The organism is Rhodothermales bacterium (assembly GCA_039944855.1).
Lineage (GTDB): Bacteria > Bacteroidota > Rhodothermia > Rhodothermales > JANQRZ01 > JBBSMX01.
In genome coordinates this window covers 159,985-176,122 of record JBDUXZ010000024.1, presented here as the reverse complement: position 1 = coordinate 176,122, position 16,138 = coordinate 159,985, and the positions used below count along the sequence as shown (strand labels likewise).

At 68.9% G+C, this 16,138-nt stretch carries 16 protein-coding genes and 1 pseudogene; 12 read left to right on the top strand and 5 right to left on the bottom strand.

The window, feature by feature from the left end; translation table 11 throughout:
* Nucleotides 1-18 precede the first annotated feature (18 nt).
* Both ABJF88_13525 and ABJF88_13520 read left to right on the top strand, forming a co-directional pair.
* Nucleotides 19-1,266, top strand: coding sequence for an OFA family MFS transporter (locus ABJF88_13525; GenBank protein ID MEP0547949.1), 1,248 nt, complete (start codon nt 19-21; stop codon nt 1,264-1,266).
* A 110-nt stretch (nt 1,267-1,376) separates the two neighbouring features.
* Nucleotides 1,377-2,168 carry a M23 family metallopeptidase gene (locus ABJF88_13520; protein ID MEP0547948.1) on the top strand — a complete coding sequence of 264 codons (792 nt, stop codon included), beginning with the start codon at nt 1,377-1,379 and terminating at the stop codon, nt 2,166-2,168.
* Here ABJF88_13520 and ABJF88_13515 read toward each other — a convergent pair.
* The 5 genes from ABJF88_13515 to pdhA form a co-directional block, all read right to left on the bottom strand.
* Complete coding sequence (locus tag ABJF88_13515) at nt 2,140-3,405, bottom strand: L,D-transpeptidase family protein (GenBank protein MEP0547947.1); 1,266 nt, start codon at nt 3,403-3,405, stop codon at nt 2,140-2,142. The two genes, ABJF88_13520 and ABJF88_13515, sit on opposite strands and share 29 nt — an antisense overlap.
* Nucleotides 3,406-3,471: 66 nt before the next feature.
* The gene (locus tag ABJF88_13510) at nt 3,472-4,332 is read right to left on the bottom strand and encodes a metallophosphoesterase (protein MEP0547946.1); all 861 of its coding nucleotides are present in this window, start codon (nt 4,330-4,332) and stop codon (nt 3,472-3,474) included.
* 110 nt (nt 4,333-4,442) lie between these two features.
* On the bottom strand, nt 4,443-5,858 hold the full coding sequence (locus tag ABJF88_13505; protein MEP0547945.1) for a pyruvate dehydrogenase complex dihydrolipoamide acetyltransferase: 1,416 nt from the start codon (nt 5,856-5,858) through the stop codon (nt 4,443-4,445).
* A gap of 76 nt (nt 5,859-5,934) precedes the next feature.
* Nucleotides 5,935-6,933 carry a pyruvate dehydrogenase complex E1 component subunit beta gene (locus tag ABJF88_13500; protein ID MEP0547944.1) on the bottom strand — a complete coding sequence of 333 codons (999 nt, stop codon included), beginning with the start codon at nt 6,931-6,933 and terminating at the stop codon, nt 5,935-5,937.
* Nucleotides 6,934-7,038: 105 nt separating this feature from the next.
* Nucleotides 7,039-8,202, bottom strand: a complete 1,164-nt coding sequence (gene pdhA, locus ABJF88_13495) for a pyruvate dehydrogenase (acetyl-transferring) E1 component subunit alpha (GenBank protein ID MEP0547943.1) — start codon at nt 8,200-8,202, stop codon at nt 7,039-7,041.
* A 216-nt stretch (nt 8,203-8,418) separates the two neighbouring features.
* Between pdhA and ABJF88_13490 the strand changes: the two genes are divergently transcribed.
* The 10 genes and pseudogenes from ABJF88_13490 (at nt 8,419) to ABJF88_13445 (ending at nt 16,125) form a co-directional block, all read left to right on the top strand.
* Complete coding sequence (locus tag ABJF88_13490; GenBank protein ID MEP0547942.1) at nt 8,419-9,192, top strand: polyprenol monophosphomannose synthase; 774 nt, start codon at nt 8,419-8,421, stop codon at nt 9,190-9,192.
* A gap of 44 nt (nt 9,193-9,236) precedes the next feature.
* A complete protein-coding gene (gene icd, locus ABJF88_13485; GenBank protein ID MEP0547941.1) occupies nt 9,237-10,499 on the top strand; it encodes an NADP-dependent isocitrate dehydrogenase in 1,263 nt (420 codons plus the stop codon).
* A complete protein-coding gene (locus ABJF88_13480; protein ID MEP0547940.1) occupies nt 10,499-11,035 on the top strand; it encodes a hypothetical protein in 537 nt (178 codons plus the stop codon). Before icd ends, ABJF88_13480 begins: the two co-directional genes overlap by 1 nt.
* A 211-nt stretch (nt 11,036-11,246) precedes the next feature.
* Entirely contained in the window at nt 11,247-11,498 is a 252-nt protein-coding gene (locus tag ABJF88_13475; GenBank protein ID MEP0547939.1) for a hypothetical protein, read from the top strand.
* A complete protein-coding gene (locus ABJF88_13470; GenBank protein ID MEP0547938.1) occupies nt 11,495-11,794 on the top strand; it encodes a putative toxin-antitoxin system toxin component, PIN family in 300 nt (99 codons plus the stop codon). Before ABJF88_13475 ends, ABJF88_13470 begins: the two co-directional genes overlap by 4 nt.
* A 109-nt stretch (nt 11,795-11,903) precedes the next feature.
* Nucleotides 11,904-11,981 (top strand): annotated as a pseudogene (locus tag ABJF88_13465) (isocitrate dehydrogenase).
* Nucleotides 11,982-12,251: 270 nt separating this feature from the next.
* Nucleotides 12,252-13,961: a M20/M25/M40 family metallo-hydrolase gene (locus tag ABJF88_13460; protein ID MEP0547937.1), complete on the top strand. Its 1,710-nt coding sequence runs from the start codon at nt 12,252-12,254 to the stop codon at nt 13,959-13,961.
* 22 nt (nt 13,962-13,983) lie between these two features.
* Nucleotides 13,984-14,571 (top strand): DUF3124 domain-containing protein, encoded by a 588-nt coding sequence (locus ABJF88_13455; GenBank protein MEP0547936.1) that lies wholly within the window; start codon nt 13,984-13,986, stop codon nt 14,569-14,571.
* 81 nt (nt 14,572-14,652) lie between these two features.
* Nucleotides 14,653-15,492 carry a neutral zinc metallopeptidase gene (locus ABJF88_13450; protein MEP0547935.1) on the top strand — a complete coding sequence of 280 codons (840 nt, stop codon included), beginning with the start codon at nt 14,653-14,655 and terminating at the stop codon, nt 15,490-15,492.
* Between the two features lie 6 nt (nt 15,493-15,498).
* Nucleotides 15,499-16,125, top strand: coding sequence for a class I SAM-dependent methyltransferase (locus tag ABJF88_13445; protein MEP0547934.1), 627 nt, complete (start codon nt 15,499-15,501; stop codon nt 16,123-16,125).
* Nucleotides 16,126-16,138 lie beyond the last annotated feature (13 nt).

Genomic DNA, 16,138 nt, shown 5'->3' with positions numbered 1-16,138 from the left:
GCTCAACATTCGCCTCTTATGGTCACGAAGAACCGCTGGCTCATCGCCCTCTCCGCCGTCGCGATCCACCTCTCGATCGGCTCGGCCTACGCCTACAGCGTGTTCAAGCGCCCGCTCGCCGACGCGCTCGGCTGGAGCAGCACGGAGACCTCGCTGGCCTTCACGATCGCGATCGTCTTCCTCGGCCTCTCGGCCGCGCTTTTCGGGCCGTTCGTCGAGCGGAAAGGGCCGCGCATTTCGGCGCTCGTCGCGGCCGCGCTGTTCTCCGCGGGCCACGTGATCGCCGGGCTGGGCGTCGGAGCGGGAAGCCTGGCGGTGTTCTATCTCGGCTACGGCGTCGTCGGGGGAATCGGGCTCGGGATCGGCTACATCTCGCCGGTGTCGACGCTCGTGAGTTGGTTCCCGGACCGGCGCGGCATGGCGACGGGCATGGCCGTCCTCGGTTTCGGCGCGGGCGCGCTCGTCGCGAGCCCCGTCGCCGCGCGGCTGATCGTGACGCTCGGCGTGCCGCAAACGTTCTTCATCCTCGGCGGGGCGTTCCTCATCCTCATGGCGGCGGGTGCCAGCTACATCGCGAAGCCGCCGAAGGGATGGAAACCGGCGACGCTCGCGGACGGGAAGAAGCCGCGGACGCTCGTCCTCGAAGACCTCGGGCAGCTCACGTCGCGGGAGGCGCTGCGCACGCCGCGCTTCTGGCTGCTGTGGGTGATGATGTTCATCAACATCTCAGCCGGGATCAAGCTGATCTCCGTCGCCTCGCCGCTCGCGCAGGATCAGGTCGGGATGACGGCCGTCGCGGCGGCAGCGATCGTCGGGCTGATGGGGCTCTTCAACGGCGGCGGCCGCATCGGCTGGGCCTCGCTCTCGGACTACGTCGGACGGGGGAACGTCTTCATCCTGTTCTTCGCCGTCCAGCTCGTCGCGTTCCTCCTCCTGCCCGGGACGACCGACCCGCTCCTGTTCCAAGTCCTCCTCTTCACCGTCCTGACCATGTACGGCGGCGGGTTCGCGATGCTGCCAGCCTTCATCGGCGACCTCTTCGGGACGCGCCAGCTCGCGGCCATTCACGGCCTCCTCCTCACGGCCTGGTCGATGGCCGGCATCGTCGGGCCGATGCTCGTGGCCTACATCGTGGACCACACGGGCAGCTACGACCTCTCGTTTTACCTCTTCGCCGGGCTCCTCGGCGTGGCGTTCTTCACGTCGCTCGTGATGGCGGCGAACATCCGTCGCCTCCGGCGCGCGCCCCTGACCGCCGCGGCGTGAGCGCATCCCTGGCCGTGCGGCAGGCGGCATGGATTCCCCGCTTGCCCAGCCCTGCTATGGTGCCGTAACGTTGGGGCGCTCCACGCCGGAGCGCCCCTATCCCGTTGCCCATGGCCGCTCTCCGCTCCGCCCTCCTCCTCGCGCTCGTCGCCGCCTTCGCTGCGTGCGAGATCGAGCGGCGGCCCGACGCCGACCCGCTCGTGCGCCTCACGGACGCGGACACGACGCTCGCCTGCGGCGCGTTCGACGTGCCGCCCGACGACTCGACGAGCCGCGTGCTCTTCGCCGCCCGCCGCGACGAGGCCCACCGCGCCCTCGCCCTGCCCGACGCCGTACCGCCGGACTCCGCCGCGCCGAACCCGCGCGAAGTCAACCCGCCGAGCGTCGAGATCGAAGGCGCACCGCCCGCACGGACCGAAGTCGAGCCTGCGGCGGGCCTCGCCGTGCCCGTCACGGGGATTCGGCCCGGCGACCTCGTGGACACGTTTACGGCGGCCCGCGGGCAGGGCCGCGTCCACAACGCGGTGGACATCCTCGCGCCGCGCGGGCGAGCCGTCGTAGCCGCCGCGCCGGGCACCGTCCTCCGGCTCTTCGAGAGCGAGCGCGGCGGGCTCACGATCTATCAGCTCGGCCTCGACGGCGAGACGGTTTACTACTACGCCCACCTCGACGCGTACGCGCCGGGCCTGGCGGCGGGCGACGCCGTCCAGCGCGGCGACACGATCGCCACGGTCGGCGACAGCGGGAACGCCGCGCCGGGCAACACCCACCTCCACTTCGCGATGTGGACCGTCACCGACCCGGCGCGGTTCTGGGACGGCGAGCCGATCAACCCCTACCCGCTTCTGCGCGATGCGGCGGACCCGAGCAGCGCTACGGGCGGGAGCGCGGCGCAGCCGTAGAATCGGCACTCGTCGCTTGCTCTCCGCGGCCGTCGGTGCCGCGGAACGCGACCTCGATGCCGGGCTCGACGTGCTTCGCGAGGGTCTGCGCGTCCCAGTTCGTGAGCCGCACGCAGCCGGCCGACGCCGTGTGCCCGATCGTCTCGGGGTAGGCCGTGCCGTGGATGCCGTAGTGCTCCTTCGAGAGCTCCATCCACACCACGCCGACGGCGTTGTTCGGGCCCGGCGGGATGTGCGCATCCTCCTCGCTGTCGTCCACATCGGCGAGGATGTCGGGCTGATAGTGCCAGCCCGGATAGTCGGTGATCGAGACGATCTCCTGCGTCTCCGACGGCGAGGGGTCGTAGTCTGAGCCGAGCGTGGACGGGAAGTGGGCGAGGATGCGGCCCTGCGCGTCGAGTGCGTGGAGGTAGCGCCCGCCGTCGGAGACGACGAGCCGGTCGATCTCGGCCTCGAACGTGGGCGGGCGGAGGTTCGGAACGCGGAGCGTGTCGCCCGCGGCGAGGCCGTCGAGCGCGCCGCCGCGCCACTCGCGCAGGAGCGACGGCGCGACGTGGTACGCCTCGCCCAGCTTTTCACCGACGCTCTGGTACGTCAGCCGCTCCATCTCAGCCTTCGCGTAGATGTCGTCCGGGATCTCCTCAAACGGCCCTTCCACGTCGTCTTCGGTGAGCGTGCGGAGGACGAGGAGCGAATCGGGCGAGCGCGGCGCGTCGGCGAGCTGGACGAGGCGCTGGAGCGTCGGCCGGTCGAGCGTGCCGCTCGCGTCGAGCCCTTCGCGGCGCTGGAGCCAGTAGACGGCTTTCTCGGTGTTCTGCCCCCACCGCCCGTCGATCTGGCCAGGCGAGAAGCGGGCGCGGTCGAGGAGGATCTGGGCGTAGAGCACGGCGCGGCCGTCGGTGTCGGCCGAGAGCGGGACGGCGAGGGCTTCAGCGTACGCCGCCGTGTCCGCCCGCGTCGGACGGGGGGCGGCAGGCTGCGGCGCCCGCATCGAGTCCGGCTGCGCCGTATCGACGGCGTAGTCCGCCTCGCGCCCGGCAAAGCCGCGCCACGACGTATCGCGGCGGCCGGCCTCGACGTCGGCGTCCGTCGGCGTGCGGTCGCTGTCGCCGTAGACAGAGACCTCGGCGTCGGCGTTCGTGACGGGCGGCGCGTCGGGACGATCCGCCGAGCGGTTTTCGAGCTGGCAGCCCGCGAGGAGGACGAGGCTGAGGAGGACGAGCAGACGAGGGGCCATGAGCGATGCGATGGGAGAAGGGAACGATGCCCCTCTAACGCCGCACCGCCCCGCAGTTTCCCGCGCTCATACCGCCTCGGTAACGCGCTCGAACCGCGTCTCACGCGCCGGCTCAAACGCGCCCGCGTCGGCGACGAACCGCCGCTCCGCCACGGTGAAGTGGTCCGGCCACACGCAGACGTGGTTGTAGAAGTTCACGTCGCGGTTCGTGCCCCGGCCGCGGCTGCTCGTCGCCGTGCCCGCGCTCGCGATCACGATCCGCTGCCCGAGTTCGACGTCGATCTCGACGTTCTCGACGTGGCTCATGTGGAGGTGGCCGCAGAGGAGGAGTTCGACGTTCGCGCTCCCGGCCGCCTGAAGCGCCTTCTTCGCGCCGTGGGCGATGTCGTGCGAGCCCAGCGCCCGCAGCCGCGTGAGGTGGTGGTGGACGACGAGGACGCGGAACGCCTCGGGCGGCTGCGCCTCGAAGAACGTCCGCATCCGGTCGAGGTGGCGCGGACGAATCTTACCGCCTTTGATGGTCAGCCCGTGGGCTGAGTTCAGCCCGAACGCCGCTACGCCGTCGGCCGCGAACGACGGCGTCGTGTCGTCGCCGATGAAGCGGCGGAAGCGGGAGGCCGAGCGGAAGATGCGCTCGAACGGGTTGTGCCACCACGCCCGCACGTCGTGGTTGCCGGGGACGACGAGGACGGGCGGCCGGAAGGCGTCGATCATCGCGCGCGCCGCCTCGTACTCGCTCGTGCGGGCGCGCTGCGTGAGATCGCCCGAGATCACGACGAGGTCGAGCCCGCCGTCGTTCACCTCCTCCACGAGCGCGGGCACGACGCGCTCATGCGCGATCTTGCCGAAGTGGATGTCCGAGAGGTGGGCGAGCCGGAAGAACGGGGCGTCCGGAGCCGAGCGCTGAGCGGGAGGGGTCGGTTCCACGAATCGATTGGGAGCTAACGACGCGAGAGGGGACGGAGTATACGCCGAGAGCGGCCGAGGCGTTCGCCCCGCCGCTCTCCCGACCTTCGTTGACGCAGCACGCCGCGTCGCTACAGCAGCAGGTTCATCGGCTCCTCGAGATAGCGCTGCACGTCGCCGAGGAACGCCGCGCCGGTGGCGCCGTCCACGACGCGGTGGTCGCACGAGAGCGTCACCTTCATGCGCTTGCCCGGCACCACGGCCCCGTCCTCGACGACGGGCACGTCGCGGATCGCGCCGATCGCGAGGATGCAGGCGTTCGGCGGGTTGATGATGGCCGTGAACTCCTCGATCCCGAACATCCCGAGGTTGCTCGTGGTGAACGTCGAGCCCTCCCAATCCTGCGGCTGGAGCTGACGGTCGCGGGCTTTCTGGGCGAAAGCGCGTGTCTCTTCCGAGATCTGCGCGAGCCCCTTCTGATCGGCGTTGCGGATGACGGGCGTGAGGAGCCCTTCGTCGACCGCTACGGCGACGGCGACGTGGACGACGTGGTGCCGCCGGATCTCGCCTTCCTTCTCCAGATACGATGCGTTGACGTTCGGGTGCTGCCGGAGCGCGACGGCGCACGCCTTCGTGACGAGGTCGTTGAACGAGATCTTCGGGCGGCCCTGCGCCTCGGCCATATCGTTGAGCTGCGACCGGATCTCCACGGACCGCGCCATGTCGATCTCGACGGTGAGGTAGAAGTGCGGCGCGGTGAACTTGCTCTCGGCGAGCCGCCGAGCGATCGTCTTCCGCATCTGCGTGATCGGCACGGACTCGTAGCCACCGTCGCCGACGGACGGCGCGGGCGACGACGCCGGGCGCGGGGCACGGTCGGGCGCACGCTCGGCCGGGGCTTCGGCAGGCGCGGAGGCCGGGGCTGGCTTGGCGGCGGGCGCTCCGCCTGAAAGGGCCGCTTCTACGTCGCGCTTGACGATCCGCCCTTCCGGCCCGCTCCCCTGCACCGAGCCGAGGTCGAGGCCGCCTTCGGTCGCCATGCGGCGCGCGAGGGGCGACGCTTTAACGCGACTTCCGTCAGAGGCGGAGCCGCCGGCGGGCGTGGGCATGGGCTCCGGCTGCTGGCCTTCGTGGCCGTAGCCTTCGGGCACGCCCGCCGCGCCATCGCCGGAGGGGGCCGCGGGTTGAGCGGGCGCGTCGCCCTGTTTCGCGGGCGCCTCCTCGGCGGGTGCTTCTTCCGCCTTCGGCTCGGCCGCTTCGCTCCCGCCGTCACCGCCGTACTTCGCGAGGATGTCGGAGATGTCCTCCCCCTCCTGCCCCAGGACGGCGATCAGTCCGCCGATCGGCACGCTCGCGCCGTCTGCGACGACCCGCTTCAGCAGCACGCCGTCGTCGTAAACCTCGAGGTCCATGGTCGCCTTATCGGTCTCGACCTGGGCGACGACGTCGCCGGCGGAGACGGCGTCCCCCTCTTCTGCGAGCCACGCGACGAGGACGCCCTCCTCCATCGTGTCGCTCATTTTGGGCATTTCTACGGCTACGGCCATCGGGTTTGGGGTTGTGAGTTTGGGGTTGTGGGTCGGATGTCTAAGCACTCAAAACTCAGAACCTCCAACCTCGAACCTAGTCCACGTACATCACCTTTTTCGCCGCAGCGATCGCTTCGTCGACCGTCGGCATCCAGGCTTCGATGAGGTTCTTGGCGTACGGGGCCGGCGTGTCCTTCGCCGTCACGCGCGCGATCGGTGCGTCGAGGTGGTCGAAGGCCTGCTGCTGGATGCGGAAGGCGACCTCGGAAGCGATGCCGCCGTACGGGCTGCACTCGTCGATGATGACGAGCCGGTTCGTCTTCTTCACCGACTCCAGCACCGTCTCGGTGTCGAACGGGCGGAGCGTGCGGGGGTCGATGACGGTCGCCTCGTAGCCCTGCTTCGCGAGTTCCTCGGCCGCTTCCATCGCCAGCCAGTAGCTCTTCGAGTGGGCGACGAATGTCACGTCGTCGCCTTCGCGCGCGACGCGGGCCTTGCCAATCGGGAGGATGTAGTCCTCGTCGTCGGAGACCTCGCCCTTCATCCCGAACATCAGCTCGGATTCCATGAAGAGCACGGGGTCGTCGTCGCGGATGGCGGCTTTGAGGAGGCCCTTCGCGTCGTCGGGGTTCGACGGGGCGATCACCTTGAGGCCGGGGACGTTCGTGTAGAACGCCTCCGTCGAGTTGTTGTGCGTGGCGGCGAGCTGGCCGGCGGCCCCGTTGCCACCGCGGAACACGATGGGCACCTTGAGCTGGCCGCCCGACATGTAGCGCATCTTCGCCGCGTTCGAGACGATCTGGTCGAAGGCGACGAACGTGAAGTTCCACGTCATGAACTCGACGATCGGGCGGAGCCCCATCATCGCCGCGCCGATGCCGAGGCCGGAGAAGCCGTTCTCCGAGATCGGCGTGTCGATCACGCGCTTCGGCCCGAACTGGTCGAGCATGCCCTCGGAAACCTTGTAGGCACCGTTGTACTCGGCCACCTCCTCGCCCATGAGGAACACGTCCTCGTCCCGCTCCATCTCCTCGACCATCGCGGCGCGGAGGGCCTCTCTGAATTGAATTTCAGCCATGTCTCTACGATTCAGCTTGTCATCCTGAGGAGCGGAGCGACGAAGGATCTCCCGAGGGGGATGAGTCAGCCCTGAGGAGATCCTTCGCTCCGCTCAGGATGACGGGTGGAATGGGTGGCGCTACACAATGAATGGGTAGTCGTCCTGCACGTACACGTCCTCGTACATCGTCTCGACGGGGGGGAACGGGCTGTTCTCGGCGAACTCGACCGACTCCAGCACGACCTGCTTCACCTCCTCGTCGATGCCGTCGAGCGCCTCGTTGTCGCTGAAGCCCTGGTCGACGATGTAGGACTTGAGGCGGATGATGGGGTCCTCGTTCTTCTTCGACTCCATCTCCTCCTTCGTGCGGTACTTCTGCGGGTCCGACATCGAGTGGCCGCGGTAGCGGTACGTGCGGATGTCGACGAGGGCGGGCCGGTTCTGCTCGCGCGCCTGCTTCGCGAGCTCGCTCATCGCGTAGTAGACCTCGAACACGTCCATCCCGTTGACGACGGCGCCGGTCATGTCGTAGGCGTACGCCTTCTTGTAGAGCTCGGGCTGCGCCGTCGAGCGCTCGACGCTCGTGCCCATGCCGTACGCATTGTTCTCGCAGCAGAGCAGCACGGGGATGTCGTAGAGCGAGGCGAGGTTGGCCGCCTCGTGGAACGCGCCCTGGTTGATGGCGCCGTCCCCGAAGAAGCCGACGGCGACGTTCCCCGTCTCCTTGTACTTCGCCGCGAAGCCGAGCCCGACGGCGACGGGGATCTGCCCGCCGACGATGCCGTGCCCGCCGTAGAAGTGATGCTCGACGTCGAAGAAGTGCATCGAGCCGCCCTTGCCACGCGACGAGCCGTCGATCTTTCCGAAGAGTTCGGCCATGCACTCGTTGGCCGTCATGCCGCGCGCCAGGCCGAGGCCGTGGTCGCGGTAGGCGGTGATGATCGGGTCGGCGGGCTGGAGCGCCTGCACGGTGCCCGTCGAGACGGCCTCCTGCCCGATGTAGAGGTGGAGGAAGCCGGAGATCTTCTGGCGGCCGTACATCTGCGCGGCGCGCTCCTCGAAGCGGCGCTGGAGCATCATGCTCCGGTACATCCCGACCAGGTCGTCCTCGCTGAGCCCGAGGGACTCGTGCGTGTGTCCGCCCTTCGTGTAGAACCGGAAGTCGGCGTCGTCGGGCGTTCCTTTCGGGGGTTCGGTGGGGAGTTGACCGTTCGGCTTCTTGGCGTCGGAGGTCGTGTCGGGAGGGGTGCTCTTGCCCTTGGCTGCGCGCTTGCGCGGGGCCTTCTTCGTCTCGTTCGCCATCGGAGCGTGCGGGTTCGTAAGAGGAGGTGCTCGGCGCGCAGAGGGAGGCCTCGCGGCGCGGGCTGCAATATACCACGGAGGGCGCGATGCGGTCCCGCACGCGGTGGAAACCCTGCGTGAAGGAGGACGCCTTCGCCGGCGCATTTAGCCACGCCGCCGCCCTAGCCGATCAACGCCGCCCTCCTTAGTTTCCGACTCCGCCTTTCTCGCTCCCCGTTGCCCGACACCGCCCCCATCGCCCCCGCCCTCCCCAGCGACGCCCCCGACGCGCCGCGCGTGCTCGTCGTCGTCCCGACCTACAACGAGGCGGCGAACGTCGGCCCCCTCCTGCGCCAGGTCATCGCGCTGCCGGACGGCTACGACGTGCTCATCGTCGACGACGGCTCGCCGGACGGGACGGCCGACCTCGTCCGCGAGATCCAAAACGAGTTCCCCGGCCGCGTCCACCTCATCGAGCGTGCAGGGAAGCAAGGGCTCGGGACGGCCTACCTCACCGGCTTCCGCTACGCCCGCGACCACGGCTACCTCTTCATCTGCGAGATGGACGCCGACTTCTCGCACAACCCCGCCGACCTCCCGCTCCTCGTCGAAGCCGTCCGCTCCGGCGCGGATGTCGCGGTGGGCAGCCGCTACGTCGACGGCGTGCGCGTGCTGAACTGGCCGCTCTCGCGGCTGATCCTCTCGTACGGCGCGGGGATCTACACCCGCTCCATCACCCGGCTGCCGGTCCAAGACGTCACGGCTGGCTTCAAGTGCTTCCACCACCGCGTCCTCCAGGCCATCGACTTCGACCGCGTCTCCTCGAACGGCTACTCGTTCCAGATCGAGATGACGTATCGGGCGTGGCGCAAGGGGTTCACCGTCGTCGAAGTGCCCATCACATTCACCGAGCGGACGGAGGGCCAGAGCAAGATGAGCAAGGCCATCGTCCGCGAGGCCGCGCTGAAAGTCTGGGAGCTCCGCTTCCGCGACCTCTTCGGCCGGCTGTGAGTACGACCTACCCTCTCACCCTTTCCTCCTCTACCGAAACGCCCATGTCTGACGCCGCCTTCACCCAACTCACCGCGCCCACCGACGGCGAAGCCATCGCGATGCGCGACGGCTCGCTCGACGTCCCCGACCGGCCGATCCTCCCGTTCATCGAGGGCGACGGCACCGGCCCTGACATCTGGGCCGCCTCCCGCCGCGTGCTCGACGCCGCCGTGGAGAAAGCATACGGCAGCGACCGCCAGATCGAGTGGTTCGAGGTCTACGCCGGCGAGAAGGCGTTCGACACCTTCGGCGAGTGGCTGCCCGAGGACACCCTCACGGCTATCGAGCGCTACCTCGTCGCCATCAAAGGCCCGCTCACGACGCCCGTCGGCGGCGGCTTCCGCAGCCTCAACGTCGCGCTCCGCCAGAAGCTCGATCTCTATGCCTGCGTCCGCCCCGTCCGCTACTTCGACGGTGTGCCCTCCCCGGTGCGCAACCCGGAAGAGGTGAATATGACCATCTTCCGCGAGAACACGGAGGATATCTACGCCGGGATCGAGTTCGCCGCCGGGACCGAGCAGGTCGAGAAGCTCCGCCGCTTCCTCGAAGACGAGATGGGCGTGACGAGCATCCGCTTCCCCAACACGAGCGGGCTCGGCATCAAGCCGATCTCCGAGGAGGGCACGAAGCGGCTCGTCCGCGCCGCCATCCGCTACGCGATTGCGACGGGCGCAGAGACGCTCACGCTCGTACACAAGGGCAACATCATGAAGTTCACCGAGGGCGCGTTCCGCACGTGGGGCTACGAGGTCGCCCGCGACGAGTTCGGCGCGACCGACCTCGACGGCGGCCCGTGGCAGGTCATCACGACCGACGACGGTCGCGAGATCACCGTCAACGACGTAATCGCCGACGCCATGCTCCAGCAGATCCTCACGCGGCCGAAGAGCTACGACGTGATCGCCACGATGAACCTCAACGGCGACTACATCTCCGACGCCCTCGCCGCCCAGGTCGGCGGCATCGGGATCGCGCCGGGCGCGAACATCAACTACGACACGGGGCAGGCCATCTTCGAGGCCACGCACGGCACGGCGCCGAAGTACGCCGGGCAGGACAAGGTGAACCCGTCGTCGGTCATCCTCTCGGGCGAGATGATGTTCCGCTACATGGGCTGGACCGAGGCCGCCGACCTCCTGATCTCGTCGATGGACAAGACGATCTCGCAGAAACGCGTGACCTACGACTTCGAGCGGCTGATGGACGGCGCAACGCTGCTCAAGACGAGCGAGTTCGGCGACGCCCTCATCGAGAACATGGACTGATGAACACGTTCCCCGTGGCTAAAGCCGCGTGGCTGCTTGCGCTCCTCCTCTCCGGCTGTGCTCACACGATCCCGTTCGATAACGGAGCCCCGGAGGAACGCGCTGCCGTCAACGAGCGGGCGAAGGGGCAGCAGGCCACGGTGACGCTCCGCGACGGACAGCGTCTCCAAGCCGATGCCCTCCGCATCGCCACCGACTCCACGTCCTGGCTGGAGCCCGAAGCGCGACAGGTCCGCACCGTCGCCACAGGCGGGATCGAGTCCATCTCATTCCCAACCGGAGGCCGCCATGCCGGAGAGGGATTTGCCATCGGCTTCGGTAGTGGAGCAGCGCTCGGGTACGTCGTCGGCCTCAGCACGTACGAAGGGCCGGACATCGTGATCAGCAGTCGCGGCGACAGTGCACTTGCAGGCGCGTTGCTCTTCGCCGGACTCGGGGGACTCACCGGGTTGCTGATCGGCTACGGCAGCGAAGCGCGAGACGTGTTCGAGCTTACTGCAAGTACGGACTCGACAGCACTACACTTTCGAGATTAGCGCTGGCCCTGGGATTATGAATGTGATGCCGTAGTGGAGGATCGTGCTGCCCCCCGAGCCGAGAGGCCACCGGCTGCTGCTCGCGTGACCTCCGTCGCAGGGGCGACGCATGCGTTGCCCCTGCAGCGCCGAGACACGAAGGCCCCTTGCGGCACACCGCGAAACGATCTGACCGCCCCAGCGTTTTCGAAGGGAACTAACCCCGCGCGCCATGCCTGCTCCTCCGTCTCGCGTCACTCTCTGTGTGGACCCGACTACCGCTCGCGCCTATCACGACGCCTCGCAGGCCGACCGCGAGCGTGCCGAGTCCGCCTTTGCCCTCTCCCTCCGGGGGAAGCGCGAAGCCGCGGAGGAACTCAGCCGGTACATGGATGAAGTCGGACGCGCGGCGCAGGAGCGGGGCCTCACGCCCGAACTCCTCGATGAGATGCTGAGCGAGGACCCGCCGAGCGACGAGAAGTGACGGATTCGCTCCGCGTCGTCCTCGACACGAACGTCCCCGTCAGCGCCCTGCTCACGCCGGGCGGGAAGCCCCAGCGAGCGGTCGATCTCGTGGCCCGGCAGGGACTCCTCCTCTTCTCAGAGGCGACCTATGACGAATTGATCGAGGTGTTGGCACGGCCTCGGCTGCGGAAGTTCCTCCCGGCCGAGAGCGCAGCGGGGTTCGCCCAGCGCGTCGTGACCGTGGCCTCTCGTGTCGTGCCCAACGAATCGATCCAGGCGTGCCGAGACCCCAGGGACGACAGTTTCTCGACGTAGCGGTCGGCGGGAGGGCGGACTACCTCGTGACGGGCGATGAGGATCTCCTCGTGCTCCACCCGTTCCGAGGAATCCCCATCCTCGCCCCGACTGACTTCCTGGCAATCGTTTCGAGCGGCTGATGGACGGCGCGACCCTCCTCAAGACGAGCGAGTTCGGCGACGCCCTCATCGAGAACATGGGGTAGTGCTCCAACCGTCCCATTTTGTCATCCTGAGCGGAGGCCGCAGGCCGCAGTCGAAGGATCTTTCCGGGAGAGGCCCTGCCAGCCTGTTGAAGCCATGCCCGAACAGATCCTTCGACTCCACTCCCTTCCGCTCAGGATGACAGGACGTTCCGCTCAGGATGACAGGACAAGGTGAGGCGGTCACGGTAGCAGTCCGCTTCTCCCCTTATTTTGCGGGGCGCGGTCGAACTGTCGGCCGCGCCCCTTTTGCATCCACCCGCCTCGTATCCCATGCGCCGCACGCTCTGGCTCGCCCTCTTCGTCCCGCTCCTCTTCACCGGCTGCGACGACACGACCTCGCCGCCCGCCGCCGGCACCGACGTTATCCCCGCCGAAGCACCGCCGGTGCCCGACGCCGCCCTCGCCGAGATCGACAGCGCGGGACTCCGCGCGCACGTCGCCGTCCTCGCCGACGATTCGTTCGAGGGGCGCGGGACGGGGACGCCGGGTGAGCAGAAGACCATCGAGTACATCCGCGAGCAGATGCAGGCGGCGGGGCTCGAAGGCGGCGCCGCCGACGGCAGCTTCTACCAGCCCGTTCCCCTCCTCGGCTCGACGCCGACGGAGATCGGCGCGCTGACGTTCACGCCCGAAAACGGTGCGCCCGTCGCGCTCGACTTCGTGGAGGACTTCATCGCGTCGACGGACCTCGACGCCGACGCCGCCTCGTTCGACGCCCCGCTCGTGTTCGTCGGCTACGGCATCTCGAATCCGGGCTATGATTGGGACGACTTCAAAGATGTCGACGTGAGCGGCAAAGTCCTCGTCTCGCTCGTCAACGACCCGCCCGCGACGGCCGAGGAGCCCGACCTCTTCCAGGCCGACACGCTGACGTACAACGGCCGATGGACGTACAAGTACGAGGAAGCACGGCGGCGGGGCGCGGCCGGCATCCTCCTCATCCACACCGAGCCGACGGCGGGCTACCCGTTCACCGTTCTCTCGTCAGGCGCACGTGGCGAGCAGATCCAGCTCACGACGCCGCCCGACAACCCGCTCCAACTCAAGGGCTGGATCACCGAGCCCGTAGCCCAGCAGCTCGCCGCGATGAGCGGGACGACGCTGGACGCGTGGATGGAGGCCGCCGCCACGCGCGACTTCCAGCCGCAGGAACTCCCCGTCACGGCCGACCTCGCGATGGAGTTCGAGCGGCGGCGGTTCGAGGGGACGAACGTGATCGGCAAGCTCGCGGGCACGGCACGGCCCGAGGAGGCGATCGTCTACACCGCGCACCACGACCACCTCGGCATCGACCGGGAGCTGGAGGCGGCGGGCGAGGACGGGATCTACAACGGCGCCGTCGACAACGCGAGCGGCGTGGCGATGATGCTCGAACTCGCCGAGGCGTTCGTGGCCGCGGGGCCGTCGGCGCGGACCGTCGTCTTTATCACGCTGACGGCGGAGGAGTCCGGCCTGCTCGGCTCGGGCTACTACGCCGAGAACCCCGCGATCCCGCTCGCGAACACGATCGCCAACATCAACGTGGACTCCGGCAACCTCGACGGCGCGACGGAGGACATCGTCGGCATCGGCGCGGAGCGGAGCGAGATGCTCGGCCTCCTCCGCACGGCGGCGGCGGCCGAGGGGATGTCGGTGACGCCGGATAACCAGCCGAACCAGGGCATCTTCTTCCGCAGCGACCAACTCGCGTTCGCGCGCGGCGGCGTCCCCGCCGTGTTCGTCAAAACCGGCCGTTCCTTCCGTGGCCAGCCCGCCGACTACGCCGACCAGCTCGCCGCCGACTACCGGGCGACCCGTTACCACCAGCCGGCCGACGAGCTGAGCGACACGATGCCCTTCGCCGGAATCGTCCAGCAGACGCGCGTCGCGCTCCGCCTCGGCTACGCCATCGCGAATTCGACCGTCCGCCCGCAGTGGAACGCGAGCGAGGCGTTCGCCGAGACGCGGGCGCAGTCCGAGGCCGCGTTGCGCGACGAGTAGCGCCCTCCCTCTGAGTCCCTCCATGCCTCGCATCGCCCTCCTGCTCGCCCTGATCCTCCCCGCCTTCGGGGCGGGCTGTGCGGCCCAAGACTCGCCGCCGCCCACCTTCGTCGAGGACGTGCCGGGGTCGGGCGAGAGCGAGACGGGTGGAGACAGGACGGGCAAGGCGTGGGACCCTGTGGAGATGGCCCTCGGCGAGCGCGTCTATGTCCCCATCTACTCCCACATCTACTTCCGCGACAGCCGCCGCGACATCGACCTCGCCGCGACGCTCAGCGTCCGCAACACGGACGGCACGACGCCGATCCGCCTCACCGCCGTCCGCTATTACGACAACGCCGGAGCGCTCGTGCGGCGATACATCGACACGCCGGTCTCCGTCGGCCCGATGGCGAGCACGAACTTCCTCGTCGAACAGCAGGACGACAGCGGCGGCGTCGGTGCCAATTTCATCGTCGAGTGGCAGGCCGATCTCGCTGTGACGCCGCCCGTCGTCGAGGCCGTGATGATCAGCGCGTCCAATTCGCAGGGCATCTCGTTCGTGACGCAGGGCCGCGTGCTGCACCGCGCCCGCTCCGCGTCGGAGTCGTCTGCGGAACCGAACGAGTAGCACGTTGCTTAACCCCTGACTAACCCACGACGCCGGCGTATTCGGCGCGGCGTTTCTCCTCTCCCATTTTCCCCTCCTCTCATGGTCCAGTGGCGTGGTCGCCGGCGTAGCTCCAACGTCATCGACGTCCGAGGCAAGAAGGGCAAAGCCGCCCTCGGCGGCGGCACCCTCCTCATCGTCCTGCTCGGTCTCCTCTTCGGGGTCGATCCGGGGCAGCTCCTCGCGCTCCTCGGCGGCGGAGGCGGCGCGGCGACCGTCGAGACGCAGACCTCGGGCGAGGTGCCACCGCAGGACGACGCCGGCGAGTTTGTCCAGGTCATCCTCGCCGACACCGAGGACACGTGGGGCCGGATCTTCCAGCAGGCGAGCGCGCAGTACCGTGAGCCCGAGCTCGTGCTCTTCACCGACCGCGTGCAGTCGGCGTGCGGGATCGCGGGCGCGGCGACGGGCCCGTTCTACTGCCCCACCGACCAGCGGGTCTACCTCGACCTCGGCTTCTTCCGCCAGCTCCAGCGGATGGGCGCGTCGGGCGACTTCGCGATCGCGTACGTGATCGCCCACGAGATCGGCCACCACGTGCAGAACCTCGAAGGCACGCTCTCCCAAGTTCAGCAGATGAAGCAGCGGCTCCCGCAGGCGCAGGCAAACGAGCTCTCCGTCCGCACCGAGCTGCAGGCGGACTGCTACGCGGGCGTCTGGGCGTACTACGCCGAGACCGAGCGCGACCTCCTCGAAACGGGCGACGTGCAAGAGGGCATCGACGCGGCAGGGGCCGTCGGCGACGACCGCATCCAGGGGGACGCCGCGTCTCCGGACTCGTTCACGCACGGCACGTCGGCGCAGCGCGTCGAGGCGTTCCAGAGCGGGTTCCGCAGCGGCGACGTCGGCTCCTGCGACACCTTCGCTGACTTGCAGAGGTAGGCCGTGGTGTTCCGTCTGATCGCGCGCCACCTCCGCACGCCAGACGGCCTGTTCGGGCGGCTCATCGCTCGGCTGATGAACGTGGGCAACCGCCCGATGAACCGCGCCACGCTCGAAGCCCTCGGCCTCGAAGCCGGGCACCGCGTTCTCGAAATCGGCTTCGGCGGGGCCTCCCTCTTCGACGAGCTCCTCCGGCGCACGCCGGAGGGCGCGGTCGCCGGCCTCGAGCTCTCGGACACGATGCGGCATCGGGCCGAGCGCCAGTTCCGCTTGGCGATCGAGCAGGGCCGGCTCGATCTCAAGCGGGGCTCCGTGGAGGCGATCCCGTTCGGCGACGCGAGCTTCGACCGCGCCTTCACCGTGAACACCATCTACTTCTGGTCCGACCCGGAGCGGGCCGCACGCGAACTCGCCCGCGTGCTGACGCCCGGCGGCCGGCTCTGCATCGCGTACGGCCGCGTCGAGGATCTCCAGCGCCTCCCGCCCACGCAGTACGGATTCCGGCTCTGGGAGCGCGACGAGGTCGAATCGCTCCTCCGCGGCGCGGGGTTCGAGGCGATTGAATCGGACGAGACGGTGGACGCGCGCCGCTCGTTCATCCTGACCTCGGCGACGGCACCGGATCGGGAGTAGGGACCGGCGGCGC

What these genes read in the sequence shown, in the direction of transcription:
- ABJF88_13480 (MEP0547940.1), top strand. Translation starts at nt 10,499, where the DNA reads ATGAACACGTTCCCCGTGGCTAAAGCCGCGTGGCTGCTTGCGCTCCTC.
- ABJF88_13520 (MEP0547948.1), top strand. Translation starts at nt 1,377, where the DNA reads ATGGCCGCTCTCCGCTCCGCCCTCCTCCTCGCGCTCGTCGCCGCCTTC.
- ABJF88_13525 (MEP0547949.1), top strand. Translation starts at nt 19, where the DNA reads ATGGTCACGAAGAACCGCTGGCTCATCGCCCTCTCCGCCGTCGCGATC.
- pdhA (MEP0547943.1), bottom strand. Translation starts at nt 8,202, where the DNA reads ATGGCGAACGAGACGAAGAAGGCCCCGCGCAAGCGCGCAGCCAAGGGC.
- ABJF88_13475 (MEP0547939.1), top strand. Translation starts at nt 11,247, where the DNA reads ATGCCTGCTCCTCCGTCTCGCGTCACTCTCTGTGTGGACCCGACTACC.
- ABJF88_13455 (MEP0547936.1), top strand. Translation starts at nt 13,984, where the DNA reads ATGCCTCGCATCGCCCTCCTGCTCGCCCTGATCCTCCCCGCCTTCGGG.
- icd (MEP0547941.1), top strand. Translation starts at nt 9,237, where the DNA reads ATGTCTGACGCCGCCTTCACCCAACTCACCGCGCCCACCGACGGCGAA.
- ABJF88_13460 (MEP0547937.1), top strand. Translation starts at nt 12,252, where the DNA reads ATGCGCCGCACGCTCTGGCTCGCCCTCTTCGTCCCGCTCCTCTTCACC.
- ABJF88_13505 (MEP0547945.1), bottom strand. Translation starts at nt 5,858, where the DNA reads ATGGCCGTAGCCGTAGAAATGCCCAAAATGAGCGACACGATGGAGGAG.
- ABJF88_13450 (MEP0547935.1), top strand. Translation starts at nt 14,653, where the DNA reads ATGGTCCAGTGGCGTGGTCGCCGGCGTAGCTCCAACGTCATCGACGTC.
- ABJF88_13515 (MEP0547947.1), bottom strand. Translation starts at nt 3,405, where the DNA reads ATGGCCCCTCGTCTGCTCGTCCTCCTCAGCCTCGTCCTCCTCGCGGGC.